The sequence below is a fragment of the Thalassospira sp. GB04J01 genome (assembly GCF_000751115.1).
In the GTDB taxonomy this organism is placed as follows: Bacteria; Pseudomonadota; Alphaproteobacteria; order Rhodospirillales; family Thalassospiraceae; genus Thalassospira; species Thalassospira lucentensis.
In genome coordinates, this window is sequence record NZ_CCDX020000009.1 from 411,302 (window position 1) to 423,769 (window position 12,468).

Sequence of the window (12,468 nt, forward strand, 5' to 3'; positions counted from 1 at the left end):
TAACTGGTTATGGTCGGTATCTTGCGCGATAGTGTTGTCGATCATTTGGTCGGCGTTATGTCGGTACGGGTAACGTCAGTTTTCCAGTGCCTGCGCAATGCGTGTCAGACCGTCGCGCGTGGTTGCCAAATCATGCACCAGCGCGATGCGGATAAACTGTTTGCCCGGATTGTTTCCCCTGGCATCGGTGATCGAAAGATAACTGCCCGGAATGACTTTGACCCCGGCTTCGCGCCAGATTTTCTTGGTCGCGGCTTCGTCATCGCCAACATCAAGCCACAGGAAAAAGCCCCCCGGTGGACGATAAAACCCGAACCGGTTGCCAAAGATTTCCTCGGCAATGTCAATTTTGGCCCGATACAGATCACGGTTTTCCTGCGCATGTGCGTCATCGTTCCAAAGATCAACCGATGCGGCCATCACTGGCATCGGGATGGTGGCTGAACAATAACTGCGCAGTGCAGTGAACCGTTTGACGATTTTGGGATCGCCTGCGACGAAACCTGATCGTAATCCCGGTGCGCTGGATCGTTTCGACAGGCTGTGAAACACAAGGACATTATCCATGTTCCCACCCTGTGCTGCACAGATTTCAAGCGCACCGACCGGCGCGGCACGATCATAAATGTCGGCATAACATTCATCCATCGCCAGCACGAAATCATGTTTGCGGGCTAGTGCAATGATGCGTTCAAGGTAATCACGCGAGGCAATCGATCCTTGCGGATTGGCCGGTGAACAGAGGAAAAACAGGCGGCACGCATCTAACGTCTCGGGGTCGATCTGATCAAGATCAGGCAGAAAACCATTTTCAGGACCGGCGGCAAGCGGGACCATTTCCGCATCATTAAGCACAGCGGCCCCGCAATAGACCTGATAAAACGGGTTGGGCAAAAGGACCTTGGGCTTGGGGCCGGGTGTGTCTTGCGGAATGACAGTGGTCGCAATCAGATAAAGCGCCTCACGTGTGCCCGCCACGGGCAGGATATGGTCATCACGATCAAGCATGTCGGTGGGCAGATCATACCGGCGATCAAGCCAGTTTTTAATTGCCTCACGCAGTTCCGGCGTGCCAGCCCCCGGTGGGTATTTGTGCCAAAGGTTTGCATGTTTAACCATCGCATCGGTGATCATTGCAGGTGGGGTGTGCTGCGGTTCGCCAATCGACATCACCAACGGCGATTGTCCCGGTTCAATACCGTTAAGCAAGGCCGCTAATCTTGGGAACGGATAAGCAGGCAATTGATCGAGGCGTTCGTTAAACATGGTTGACGTCATTCCAGCTTGATCTGTGGCGCATCAGGGCGAAAGCCATGATGCGGATGCATGTTGGTTTAATATGGGCAATTTCCCCTCACTCTACCCCTATGCCAAAAGTGCAAAGAAAGATTTAAGAAGTGGCATGTCTGAACGTAAAAAGCCCGGAAAGGCGCGCTTTCCGGGCTTTTGATTTTATGGCTATGCTGTGGGGTGCTTGGGACTAGCTGGCGCGCAAGTCATCCTCTGGATACGCACCGATCTTGTGGATCGATACATCTGCGCCATCAAATTCGTCTTCTTCAGACAGGCGAATGCCAATGGTTTTCTTCAATATGCCATAGACAGCAAACCCGGAAATGACGGCAAAAACAACACCAGCCAGCGATCCCACCAACTGGGCGCCAAATGATACGCCACCCATACCGCCAAGGGCTTCGAGGCCAAAGACGCCACAGGCAATGCCGCCCAAAAGACCGCACATCCCATGGAGCGGCCAGACGCCAAGCACGTCATCAATTTTCCATTTCGCCTGACACTGGTTAAAGCCCCAGACAAACAAAGCCCCGGCCAGCCCGCCGGTAACAAGGGCGCCAATCGGATGCATGACGTCCGATCCGGCGCAAACTGCCACCAGTCCGGCCAGTGCGCCGTTATGGACAAAGCCCGGGTCATTTCGCCCGGCCAGCAAGGCCGTTAAAATGCCGCCGACCATTGCCATCAGTGAATTAATCGCAACAAGCCCGGTGATGCCGCTAATTGATTGGGCGGACATGACGTTAAAGCCAAACCAGCCAACGCATAAAACCCACGACCCAAGGGCAAGGAACGGGATGTTGGATGGCGGAATCCCAATCAGACTGCCGGTTTTGCTATAGCGTCCGCGCCGCACACCAAGGCAGATGACCGCACCAAGGGCGATCCATCCGCCGACCGCATGGACAACAATTGATCCGGCAAAATCATGAAACGGCGCACCATAGGTGGCTTCGATCAGGTCCTGAAACCCGAAGTTATTGTTCCAGACCATGCCTTCGAACAATGGATAGAAAACCCCGACCAGAATGGCCGTGGCGAACAGTTGGGGATAAAACCGCGCGCGTTCGGCAATGCCGCCCGAAATGATGGCCGGAATGGCGGCCGCAAAAGTCAGCAGGAAGAAGAACTTAACAAGGTCATAGCCGCTTGAGGCAAACAGATGCTGTCCATCGACCATGGCGGAGCCGGAAAGAACGGGGGCACTGGCAAAGAAATTAACCCCATAGGCAACGCCATACCCGACAAAGAAATAGGCAATGGTCGATACCGCAAAATCGACAATGATTTTAACCAAGGCGTTGACCTGGTTCTTTTTGCGCACGGTGCCAACTTCAAGGAAGGCAAAACCGGCATGCATCGCAAGCACCATAATGGCGCCCATCAGGACGAAAAACACGTCCGAGGCAGTCTGGAAAGCCTCCATAAGGCATCCCCCCGTTTATAAAAAGCGTTTCCTCTCGGTCCGTTCTTGCCGGGGCAGTCGGACTCTGGTTCGGGCTGCCATGATCAATTTCTGTGCCAACAGGCACTTGAACCGAGTGCAGGCGATATTCTTCTAGGCGTGAGGATGCTTTTTCGATCAGGGGAATGGCGGATGAGGCAGGTTGGCTCAAAACCGGTTCTGCCTTTGCAGTGATCAAAATGCTGCCCAAAAAGGCAGCACACAAACAAAAGACCCGCCGGGCGAAAGACGCCGGGCGGGTCAGTGGTCTGACAGGCAGGGTACTGTGCGAACACGGTACCCGTCAGGAAATCGTATCGCTTAGAAGCGCTGCGAACCTTTACCGAATTCCGGATAAGCTTCGAGGCCAAGCTCAGCAGCATCGCTGCCCATTGCTTCGTCTTCTTCGGAAAGACGGATGCCAACGGTGAACTTCAGGATCAACCACACTATGCTCGAGGCAACGATGGTGAAGGCACCCATTGCAACGATACCGGTCAGCTGAACACCGAACGATGCACCGTCATTGGTGAACGGAACAGCAAGCGTGCCCCAGATACCAGCAACAAGGTGAACCGAAACCGCGCCAACGACATCGTCGATTTTCAGTTTGTCGAGCAGCGGAACTGCAACAACAACCAGAACACCGCCGATTGCGCCGATAATGATCGCCGAACCGATGGTCGGGGTATCCGGACCGGCCGTGATCGAGACCAGACCAGCCAGTGCACCGTTAAGTGCCATGGTAAGGTCGACCTTTTTGTAAAGGATCTGGGTCAGGATCGCTGCGGCAACAACACCACCAGCAGCCGCCATCGAGGTGTTGCCATAGATGTTGGCAATCGCGATGACATCAGCACCCGTACCCATTGCAAGCTGGGAACCACCGTTGAAGCCGAACCAGCCGAGCCACAGAACGAAAGTACCAAGCGTTGCAAGCGGCAGGTTTGAACCCGGCATCGGATGAACCGAACCGTCAGCGCCATACTTGCCTTTACGTGCACCAAGGATGATCGCACCGGTCAGAGCAGCCCAGCCGCCGACCGAGTGAACAATGGTTGAGCCAGCAAAGTCAGCAAAGCCCATTTCGGCCAACCAGCCGCCGCCCCACGTCCAGGACCCGGTGATCGGATACAGAACGCCGGTCAAAACAACGACGAAGATCATGAACGGCCACAGTTTGATACGTTCAGCAACAGTACCTGATACGATCGACGCTGCGGTTGCAACAAACACCATCTGGAAGAACCAGTCAGATGTTGCGGAATAACCGCCCGAGAAATCACCTGCAAGAGCAGCTGCATCATCAGCACTCCAGAGGCTGATAGAACCGATCCAGCCGGTCACATCCATGTACATCAGGTTATACCCGATAAGGTAGTACATGATGCCTGCAACCGCGAAGAGCGAGATGTTCTTGAGCAGAATGGTAGAAACGTTTTTCGTACGAACCAGGCCGGATTCCAGCATGGCAAAGCCAGCTGCCATCCACATGACCAGTGCGCCACTGAACAGGAAGCTAAAGCTGTTCAGAATGTATTGAGTCTCGGCCGAAACGCCAGCGTCCTGAGCAAAGGCCGGAGAAGCGATTGCGAGAACGGCGGTGCCTGCAAGAGCGGCAAGGCCGGTTTTCTTCATAGGAATATTCATTGTGTCTCCCCTTGTCTCTGGACTTACAGGGCGTCGTCGCCGGTTTCGCCTGTGCGGATACGGACCGCCTGGCTCACATCAAGAACGAAAATCTTTCCGTCCCCGATTTTCCCGGTTTGAGCTGTTTTGGTGATAGCCTCGACAACCTGATCGACCAGATTATCCGTGATGGCGACTTCCAGCTTCACTTTCGGCAGGAAGCTGACCATGTATTCAGCACCACGATAAATTTCGGTCTGGCCTTTCTGACGGCCAAAACCTTTTACTTCGGTGACCGTTAACCCCTGAACGCCCAGTGCGCTAAGCGCCTCGCGGACTTCGTCGAGTTTGAACGGTTTGATGACAGCAGTAACAAGTTTCATATTGTGCGACCTCCCGGCATATCCGTTGAGTACCAACGTGGTAATCACGATTTCGCAGTCTCAACCCTCAAACCAAGAATCGTGCCAGACTCAAAATAATAAATGTAAGTATTTGTTATAAAAAAGAAAAATGTCTAATTTAGGCATTGAAGATCAGGAGGCCATGGCGAGGCGCAGGATTAAAATATGCACAGAATCTAAGGTTGTTTAAAAAATGTGCATATTTTTTAATCAACCAAAGCGTCAGAAAAACCTGTTTTAGGTCAAGGCTCTGTCGCAGGGCGGTCGATAAAGTGCCGACTTTGGAAAATGACCCCGCAGGGAGTGGCCCAATCGCCAACGGATCGCGTACTTTCTTAAGGTGCTGGTCACACTGCGGCTTTGTTGGCAGGGGTATAATTTCCTGCATTTTCTTGCCCGCTATGGCGACGCCGGGTAAACATGTGCCAAACGGATACAAGGTCAGACAGAACAGGTTCACCTGTCGGTCTGACCCCACAGGATAGGGATTTTGCGCCATGCATGATCAGGACGTGATGAAGACTGATGTCATTATTTTGGGCGGTGGCCTGAACGGGGCGGCCATGGCGCTGTCGCTGGCGCACGGCGGGATGAAATCCGTGGTGATTGATTTTGCAGATCCCAAAACCATCCTGAGTGCCAATTATGATGGCCGGACGTGCGCAATTGCCGCCGCATCAAAATCCGTACTTGAGGTTATTGGTGCCTGGAAAAACATGGCTGACGCGGCCCAGCCGATCCTTGATATCCGGATTGCCGATGGTCAAAGCCCGCTGTTCCTGCATTACGATCATGCTGATCTTGGTGATGCGCCACTGGGCTATATCGTTGAAAACCTTGTGACGCGCGGTGCCTTGTACCGGGCCATTGCCGAAAACGACCTGATCGAGATGTTGGCCCCGGCACGGGTTGCGGACATCGCGCGCGATCAGGGCGGCATGACCATCACCCTTGCCGATGGGCGTGCGGTGCGTGCGCCGCTTGCCATTGGTGCAGAAGGCCGCAATTCGATGCTGCGCGACTGGGCGGGGATCAAGACATATGACTGGAGCTATAAGCAAAGTGCAGTTGTGTGCACGGTCAAGCACAAGCAGCCCCATAACGGCCTTGCGGTCGAGCATTTCCTGCCTGCGGGTCCGTTTGCCATTCTGCCGATGACGGAAAACCGGTGTTCGATTGTCTGGACCGAAAGCACGGACCTTGGCAATTATCTGGTTAATCTCGATGAAGAAACCTTCACCGACGAGTTGCACCGTCGCTTTGATGGCTATCTTGGCGATCTTGAGGTGATTGGGCCGCGCTTTTGCTATCCGCTGGGGCTTCAGCATGCCTATCACTACACCGATGACCGGATCGCCCTGATCGGGGATGCCGCGCACGGCATGCACCCGATTGCCGGGCAGGGCCTTAATATGGGCATTCGCGACGTTGCGGTATTGGCCGAAATTCTGGTCAATGCCCGTCGTCTGGGACGCGACATTGGCAGCATTGATGTTTTGGCCGAATATGCCCAATGGCGCCGGTTTGATAATACGGTGATGCTGGCGGTAACAGATGTGACCAATCGGCTGTTTTCTAATGATATCGCCCCGATCCGCTGGGCGCGTGACATTGGCCTTGCCGTGGTTCAGAAAATCCCGCCGCTTAAGAAAACATTCATGTCACATGCCATGGGATATGCCGGGACTCTGCCCAAACTGATGCAGGGAAAGCCCCTTTAACCAGGAAATCTGCGTCGTGCCCTCTGACCCAATGTGATTAAAAGAGATGCAACGGTAGAGATAGGGTTCTTCTATCGCGCGTCAGAGTTTAATATTTCAGGGTCATTTAAAGTCATTCAAAATGTTGTCTTTTTTAATGAGCCATTGTTGATGTGTGTCAACAAGTCAGCAATGGCTTAGGCGCAGGTTCCCCTCGAGTTAAATTTAATGACAGGGGACAGGACATGACATTTTCCCATAAACTGATGTTGTCAGCTGCTGTAGTGGCAATTTTTGGTGCAACCATGGTTGCCGGTGGTGCAGCACAGGCGCAAACTGCGGAATTCAAGACCAAGCAGGCTGGTGATGTTGTCATTCGTGCACGCGGTATTGCGATGGTGCCTGATGAAGATACCTATGACCATAATATCGGCAGTGGCCATGGCGAACTGAACAATGATGCCGTTCCGGAAGTCGACTTTTCATATTTTGTGACCGACAACTTGGCGCTTGAGTTGATTGCAGCGACAACCAAGCACGACTTGAGCTGGAAGGATCCCAGTCTTGATGCGGGATCTGTTCGGTTGCTGCCACCTACCTTGACCTTGCAATACCATTTTATGCCAGAAAGTCGCTGGAGCCCTTATTTGGGGGCCGGTATCAACTATACTTTCTTCTATGACTCGAAGCCGGGACAGTTCAATTCTGTCAAATATGATGACGGCTTTGGCTATGCCTTTCAGGCCGGTTTCGACTACGCGATTTCCGGGCCATGGTCGGTCAACCTTGATGTGAAGAAAATCTTCCTCGATACCGATATTAGCATCAACAACGGTGCGAATACGTCCAAAGCACACCTTGATCCTTGGGTCTTTGGCCTAGGTGTCGGCTATCGTTTCTAAGCCTTCGCTGATTGTACGCGCCATAAGGCGGCAACGTCGTTCCGCCTTATGGAGGGGGAACGAACGACCAAAAAACGGCCCTGTCTTTTGATGGGGCCGTTTGTACATCTTAAATGCACCAGGTCGAATTTTCAGGAGGGTTTAGTGGTCAGGACGGTTTGCGCGGATCGCGTGACAGGCCTCGGGCCTCAAGTGCACGAAGGTAATCTGCCCACAGGGTATCTTGTGTGTCGTGTAATTCGCGCAGGTAGTGCCAGCTGAAAAGTCCGCTGTCATGCAGGTCGTCGAAACTGATGCGGATGGCATAATTGCCAACCGGAACAATATCGATAACCCCGACATGGCGCCGCCCGGGTATAATTTTCTTTTCCGACGGATGGTGGCCTTGCACCTCGGCCGATGGGCTTTCAATCCGAAGAAGTTCCGCACTAAAGCGTGATGAAACGCCATCATCCCAGACGATTTCCAGAATGTGTTCGTCACGCAGATAATTGATTTCAACTGGTGTGAAATCAGGTGTGAAACCGTCTTTGGCCATGAAGTTAAGCTGCCTTAATCGTCGATTGCGCGGGCTTCGTCAGGCAGCATGATCGGGATGCCGTCGCGGATCGGATAGGCCAGACCGGCTTTGGTGCTGATCAGTTCGTTATTGTCGCGATCATACTCAAGTGCCTGCTTGGTGACCGGGCAGACAAGGATTTCAAGAAGTTTCGGGTCTACCGGGCTGTGGGTCGCGGTCATAATGTGGCCTTCGGTTTGGTGGGCGTCGTGTGACAGGTTTGTTTGGCTTAGTTTGAATTGCTGTGCGCGTGCTTTGGATTGGCATGTGCCGCCATCTCAAGCAAGGTTGTCAGCATATCGCCGCGATCATACAGGGTTGTGCATTCGAGCAAAGCCTGTTTTTCAAGCGGGCTAAGCTGGCAGCCCATCGAAATGGTGGTGATCAACATTTCATCATCGCTGTCGGCCAGTGTATCCCAGCATGACCGTAAGGAATGCTGCGCAAAATAGACTTCCAGTGCAGTGCGCAGGCGATCACGGTTGATCGGTGCGTCGACACTGGGAATGTCCAGATCATCTTTCCATGCGCTGAAATCACCGCGTACAGTGCGGTAACCGCCCTCATTCTCGGGCAGTTCTTCCACCACATTGAACCGGCATACACCGGTCAATGTGATTAAAAAACGTCCATCATCGGTTTCGCTAAAGGCGGTAATACGTCCCGCACAGCCGGTGTTGAAAATCGGCGGATTATCCTGATCAACCAAAAGGCTGGCACGCTGGTCCGGCCTTGGCTGGATCATGCCAATCATGCGGTCCTGACCCAATGCATCCGTCACCATGTTAAGATACCGCGGCTCAAAAACATTAAGCGGCAGATGCCCGCGCGGCAGCAGCAAAGCGCCACCCAGCGGGAAAATCGGCATGGTGTTTGGCAAGTCCGAATACATCGGATCGAAGGGACCGCATATGCTCATGAAAATAACACCGTTGATAATGCTCGGCGTCCGGCGACGCTGGCGGGGTCTGATGGGCCCCATGCTTCAAAGAATTTAAGGAGCTGGGTGCGCCCGGCATCCTCGTTCCATTCACGGTCGGTGCGAATGATGGTGATCATGGCTTGGACGGCATCTTCGCGTTTGTTGGTTGCAAAGCAGGCCATGCCCAGATCGTACTGTGCCTGCAAATCAGCAGGATTGGCCGCAACTTTGGCGCGCGCGGCTTCAAGGTCTTCCGGGCTATATCCGGTTTCGGCCAGTTCAAGCGCGCTGATGGCAGCCGCAATCGCGGGTTTGAGGCGATCAAGATCAGACATATTGTCAACGAAGTGGCGGGTTTCTTCAATTTCGCCCATGCCAACCATGCAGCGGATCATGCCGCCAATGGCAACTTCGTTTTGCTGTTCACGTTCAAGCACGCTGACATACAGGCTATGTGCTGTAGCGTGGTCGTCTTCGGCAAGGGCTGTGGCCGCCTGTTCAAGAATGGCTTCAATCGGGCTTTCAATCGGGCCGCCAGCAAGTTTTTCATAGAATGCGCGCACTTCGCTTTCGGGCTGTGCGCCCTGAAATGCATCAACCGGACGGCCATCCTTAAAGGCATAGACGGTCGGGACGGACTGGATGCGCAACTGCGCTGCCAGTTCCTGATTCTCGTCAATATTGATTTTGACAAGCTTCACCCGTCCACCGGCTTCGCGGGTGACTTTTTCGATCGTCGGCGTCAGGCTTTTGCACGGACCGCACCAAGGTGCCCAGAAATCCACGACAACAGGCACTTCCATAGACGGTTCGATGACGTCTTGCACAAAAGTTTCGACAGATCCGTCCTTGATCAGGTCGGGCGTCGTGTTGGTGGCAGGTTCCGGCGCGTTTGCGTCAAGAATGATGGACATTATCTTTAACTCACTAATTCAGGATTTAAGATGATGTTGCCATTGCCGTCCGACAAGAGGTGAAATGGCAATATTAGGTGTGTATTATACGTCAATATAAAGGACTAAAAGGTTTCTCAGACGTTTAGCTAGACGATTGGTCATCTAATTCGTTTTCAAAATCGATGATCTTTGCGTCATAGCCCAGTGACGAGACGAACCGCAACAGGTCCATAGACTGAATTGTCGTGGTTCGATCATTCCGCAAGGGGTGAAAGTTCAATTTGTCGCCATTGGCCAGTTTGGCATCAAGTGCCAGATTAACCACGCGATCTTGATCATTGATCAGGGCAAAGGGCGTCACCGACCCCGGTGTCACGCCAAGCGTTTCGATCAGAAGTTCTGGTTTACCAAACGAAAGGCGTGCCGATCCAAGCCGTTTGTGCAGATGGTTCATACGGATTTGCGTGTTTTCCTCGGCCACCACCAGCCAAAGGGCGTCTTTTTTGTCTTTGACAAACAGGTTCTTGGAATGCAGACCGGGCAGGTCGCCGCGCAAATTCTGCGAATCCTCAACCGTAAACAGCGGCTCATGGCTATGAGTCGTGGTTTCGATTTCCAGTTTTTCCAGATATTCGAAAAGCAGGGTTGATGGATCGCTCATGCTGTTTTCCTTGTGGATGTGATGCCAGAAGATACCCAAGTTGAAAACCGGACGCAAATTTGCGCAACGATGGTCGGATTTCGGCGATTGGGCCCAGTAAAGTCAAGGAAAACCGCCAAAATTTGTGATGTGACACTTTCGTGGAAAAAAGGGTTGCAATCGCTCTTTGTTGGGCTATTATCCGCGCCGCTCCACAGGGGCAGGAAATACTGATGAATGCGGGCGTAGCTCAGGGGTAGAGCATAACCTTGCCAAGGTTAGGGTCGAGAGTTCGAATCTCTTCGCCCGCTCCATCAGGTCACTTTCCAAAGGCATCAGCTTTCATGATGATGCGGGCGTAGCTCAGGGGTAGAGCATAACCTTGCCAAGGTTAGGGTCGAGAGTTCGAATCTCTTCGCCCGCTCCATGATGAAAGTTTCAAAGGCCGCCCGATGGGGCGGCCTTTTGCTTTTCCGTCTTGCGCTATGGGCCGTTTTGTCGTGTGCTGCACCCTATGCAGGATGCTCCGCCAAACATACCCGGACCCGATCCGAAAACCATCTTCACGGTCGGCTATGCCGGTCATGACCGCGACAGTTTGCTTGCGCTGTTTAAGGCGCACGGCATTACCGCCGTGGCCGATGTTCGGACGTTTAAACGATCCAGCTACTGGACGGCGTTTGATGCCGACAGTTTTGGCCCCTTTTTGCGGGCACAGGGCGTTGCCTATGTTTTTATGGGGGATGTAATGGGTGGCAAGCCGCAAGCGCCTGAGTTCTATCCTGACGGGCAGCTGGACTATGATCTGATGGCACAGCTTCCGGAATTTCAGGATGGCATTGCCCGTTTGATCCGCGGTGCGCAAAAATATCGCATCTGTCTGATGTGTGCGGAAAAGGATCCGCTTGATTGTCATCGGACGTTGCTGATTGCGCCGCCGTTAAAAGCCGCCGGGTTTGATCTTTGCCATTTGGTCGAAGGGGGCGTTGAACATCAGTCCGAAACCGAACAGCGCATGGTCGCGCTGAATGGCGGTGACGTGCCCGATCTGTTTGCCACAACGGCCCCTGATCCCGAGGCCGAAACCAAACTTGCGTTACAGCGCCAGATCAAACGTGTCGCGCCACGGGCCCAAGACGCTATAAAGCGTCGGTAATATGAGACGCGATAAAGCGTCGCTAGCGATATGACGCAATAAGGCGTCGTTATCCCATGATATTGTAACCACCATCAATATGAACGACATCCCCGGTCAAAGACCGGGCGCGGTCACTGGCAAGAAAAGCTGCCAGCTCGCCGATTTCATCAATCGTGACCAATCTGCGGCCCGGCGCGCGACGGGTTGCCTGATCCATCAATGTCTCAAACTCGGCAATGCCTGATGCCGCACGGGTTAAAAGTGGCCCCGGTGAAATCGCATGGCAGCGGATGTTTTTCGGGCCAAGCTCTGCTGCCATATAACGGGTTGTGCTTTCAAGGGCGGCCTTGACCGGGCCCATAACGCCGTAATGATCAATCACCCGCTCTGAGCCCATATAGGTCACCGTCAAAAGTGCGCCGCCATCGGTCATTAACGGTTCGGCCCGTTTGGCAAGGCGTTGAAACGAATGGCACGAAATATCCATCGCCATCAAAAAGCCGTCGCGCGAACAGTCCGTCACCCGCCCATGCAGGTCATCTGCCGGGGCAAAGGCGATTGAATGCAGCACGAAATCAAGCTTTCCCCATTGTTTCTCGATCTGTGCGAACAATATGTCCATTTGCTGCTCGTCACAGACATCAAGTGGGCAGATGATCGGGGCGTGAAGTTCTTCGGCCAGTGGGCGGACATATTTTTCGGCTTTTGCGTTCTGATAGGTGATCGCCAATTCAGCGCCTTCGCGGTTGAAAATGCGGGCGCATCCCCAAGCGATGGACATTTTATTGGCAATACCGACAATCAGGCCTTTTTTGCCTGCAAGCATCATGAGACTCCGAATTTTCATTGTGCGGGTGCGAAGGTGATAATCGCTTGGGGCAGTATTCCAAGTTTAACTCGGTCTTGCGATGCAAAAAGAACAAAATTCTGTGACATCGCAG

14 protein-coding genes and 2 tRNA genes are annotated in these 12,468 nt (G+C 53.2%); 5 read left to right on the plus strand and 11 right to left on the minus strand.

The window, feature by feature from the left end:
- Window positions 1-75: 75 nt before the first annotated feature.
- The 5 genes from AMM48_RS09120 to AMM48_RS09140 all read right to left on the minus strand — a co-directional run bounded on the left by AMM48_RS09120 (window position 76) and on the right by AMM48_RS09140 (window position 5,269).
- The gene (locus tag AMM48_RS09120) at window positions 76-1,266 is read right to left on the minus strand and encodes an aminotransferase class I/II-fold pyridoxal phosphate-dependent enzyme (protein WP_102783761.1); all 1,191 of its coding nucleotides are present in this window, start codon (window positions 1,264-1,266) and stop codon (window positions 76-78) included.
- Between the two features lie 214 nt (window positions 1,267-1,480).
- The gene (locus AMM48_RS09125) at window positions 1,481-2,719 is read right to left on the minus strand and encodes an ammonium transporter (protein WP_102783762.1); all 1,239 of its coding nucleotides are present in this window, start codon (window positions 2,717-2,719) and stop codon (window positions 1,481-1,483) included.
- Between the two features lie 339 nt (window positions 2,720-3,058).
- Complete coding sequence (locus tag AMM48_RS09130; protein ID WP_022732712.1) at window positions 3,059-4,387, minus strand: ammonium transporter; 1,329 nt, start codon at window positions 4,385-4,387, stop codon at window positions 3,059-3,061.
- Between the two features lie 23 nt (window positions 4,388-4,410).
- The gene (locus tag AMM48_RS09135; protein ID WP_007088725.1) at window positions 4,411-4,749 is read right to left on the minus strand and encodes a P-II family nitrogen regulator; all 339 of its coding nucleotides are present in this window, start codon (window positions 4,747-4,749) and stop codon (window positions 4,411-4,413) included.
- 139 nt (window positions 4,750-4,888) lie between these two features.
- Window positions 4,889-5,269: a hypothetical protein gene (locus AMM48_RS09140; protein WP_102783763.1), complete on the minus strand. Its 381-nt coding sequence runs from the start codon at window positions 5,267-5,269 to the stop codon at window positions 4,889-4,891.
- Here AMM48_RS09140 and AMM48_RS09145 point away from each other — a divergent pair.
- Entirely contained in the window at window positions 5,268-6,491 is a 1,224-nt protein-coding gene (locus AMM48_RS09145) for a UbiH/UbiF/VisC/COQ6 family ubiquinone biosynthesis hydroxylase (RefSeq protein WP_102783764.1), read from the plus strand. The two genes, AMM48_RS09140 and AMM48_RS09145, sit on opposite strands and share 2 nt — an antisense overlap.
- Before the next feature lie 224 nt (window positions 6,492-6,715).
- A complete protein-coding gene (locus AMM48_RS09150; protein ID WP_102783765.1) occupies window positions 6,716-7,372 on the plus strand; it encodes an OmpW family outer membrane protein in 657 nt (218 codons plus the stop codon).
- Window positions 7,373-7,520: 148 nt separating this feature from the next.
- Here the strand turns inward: AMM48_RS09150 and AMM48_RS09155 are convergent, their stop codons facing one another.
- The 5 genes from AMM48_RS09155 to AMM48_RS09175 form a co-directional block, all read right to left on the minus strand.
- A complete protein-coding gene (locus AMM48_RS09155) occupies window positions 7,521-7,910 on the minus strand; it encodes a DUF971 domain-containing protein (protein ID WP_102783766.1) in 390 nt (129 codons plus the stop codon).
- Window positions 7,911-7,924: 14 nt separating this feature from the next.
- Window positions 7,925-8,113 (minus strand): Trm112 family protein, encoded by a 189-nt coding sequence (locus AMM48_RS09160; protein WP_022732708.1) that lies wholly within the window; start codon window positions 8,111-8,113, stop codon window positions 7,925-7,927.
- 47 nt (window positions 8,114-8,160) lie between these two features.
- Window positions 8,161-8,850 carry an LON peptidase substrate-binding domain-containing protein gene (locus AMM48_RS09165; protein WP_102783767.1) on the minus strand — a complete coding sequence of 230 codons (690 nt, stop codon included), beginning with the start codon at window positions 8,848-8,850 and terminating at the stop codon, window positions 8,161-8,163.
- Window positions 8,847-9,767 (minus strand): thioredoxin, encoded by a 921-nt coding sequence (trxA, locus tag AMM48_RS09170; protein WP_102783768.1) that lies wholly within the window; start codon window positions 9,765-9,767, stop codon window positions 8,847-8,849. The genes AMM48_RS09165 and trxA overlap by 4 nt, the downstream gene beginning before the upstream one ends.
- Before the next feature lie 124 nt (window positions 9,768-9,891).
- The gene (locus AMM48_RS09175) at window positions 9,892-10,410 is read right to left on the minus strand and encodes a prolyl-tRNA synthetase associated domain-containing protein (protein WP_102783769.1); all 519 of its coding nucleotides are present in this window, start codon (window positions 10,408-10,410) and stop codon (window positions 9,892-9,894) included.
- Window positions 10,411-10,628: 218 nt separating this feature from the next.
- Here AMM48_RS09175 and AMM48_RS09180 point away from each other — a divergent pair.
- The 3 genes from AMM48_RS09180 (at window position 10,629) to AMM48_RS09190 (ending at window position 11,545) form a co-directional block, all read left to right on the plus strand.
- A tRNA-Gly gene (locus tag AMM48_RS09180) sits at window positions 10,629-10,703 on the plus strand.
- A 38-nt stretch (window positions 10,704-10,741) separates the two neighbouring features.
- A tRNA-Gly gene (locus AMM48_RS09185) sits at window positions 10,742-10,816 on the plus strand.
- A gap of 87 nt (window positions 10,817-10,903) precedes the next feature.
- Window positions 10,904-11,545, plus strand: coding sequence for a DUF488 domain-containing protein (locus tag AMM48_RS09190; protein ID WP_102783770.1), 642 nt, complete (start codon window positions 10,904-10,906; stop codon window positions 11,543-11,545).
- Window positions 11,546-11,594: 49 nt separating this feature from the next.
- Here the strand turns inward: AMM48_RS09190 and fabI are convergent, their stop codons facing one another.
- The gene (gene fabI / locus AMM48_RS09195; RefSeq protein ID WP_102783771.1) at window positions 11,595-12,353 is read right to left on the minus strand and encodes an enoyl-ACP reductase FabI; all 759 of its coding nucleotides are present in this window, start codon (window positions 12,351-12,353) and stop codon (window positions 11,595-11,597) included.
- Window positions 12,354-12,468 lie beyond the last annotated feature (115 nt).

Coding starts and splice junctions, on each gene's coding strand:
- AMM48_RS09165 (WP_102783767.1), bottom strand. CDS start 8,850: ATGAGCATATGCGGTCCCTTCGATCCGATGTATTCGGACTTGCCAAAC.
- AMM48_RS09125 (WP_102783762.1), bottom strand. CDS start 2,719: ATGGAGGCTTTCCAGACTGCCTCGGACGTGTTTTTCGTCCTGATGGGC.
- AMM48_RS09140 (WP_102783763.1), bottom strand. CDS start 5,269: ATGGCGCAAAATCCCTATCCTGTGGGGTCAGACCGACAGGTGAACCTG.
- AMM48_RS09120 (WP_102783761.1), bottom strand. CDS start 1,266: ATGTTTAACGAACGCCTCGATCAATTGCCTGCTTATCCGTTCCCAAGA.
- trxA (WP_102783768.1), bottom strand. CDS start 9,767: ATGTCCATCATTCTTGACGCAAACGCGCCGGAACCTGCCACCAACACG.
- AMM48_RS09160 (WP_022732708.1), bottom strand. CDS start 8,113: ATGACCGCGACCCACAGCCCGGTAGACCCGAAACTTCTTGAAATCCTT.
- AMM48_RS09130 (WP_022732712.1), bottom strand. CDS start 4,387: ATGAATATTCCTATGAAGAAAACCGGCCTTGCCGCTCTTGCAGGCACC.
- AMM48_RS09135 (WP_007088725.1), bottom strand. CDS start 4,749: ATGAAACTTGTTACTGCTGTCATCAAACCGTTCAAACTCGACGAAGTC.
- AMM48_RS09175 (WP_102783769.1), bottom strand. CDS start 10,410: ATGAGCGATCCATCAACCCTGCTTTTCGAATATCTGGAAAAACTGGAA.
- fabI (WP_102783771.1), bottom strand. CDS start 12,353: ATGCTTGCAGGCAAAAAAGGCCTGATTGTCGGTATTGCCAATAAAATG.
- AMM48_RS09155 (WP_102783766.1), bottom strand. CDS start 7,910: ATGGCCAAAGACGGTTTCACACCTGATTTCACACCAGTTGAAATCAAT.
- AMM48_RS09190 (WP_102783770.1), top strand. CDS start 10,904: ATGCAGGATGCTCCGCCAAACATACCCGGACCCGATCCGAAAACCATC.
- AMM48_RS09150 (WP_102783765.1), top strand. CDS start 6,716: ATGACATTTTCCCATAAACTGATGTTGTCAGCTGCTGTAGTGGCAATT.
- AMM48_RS09145 (WP_102783764.1), top strand. CDS start 5,268: ATGCATGATCAGGACGTGATGAAGACTGATGTCATTATTTTGGGCGGT.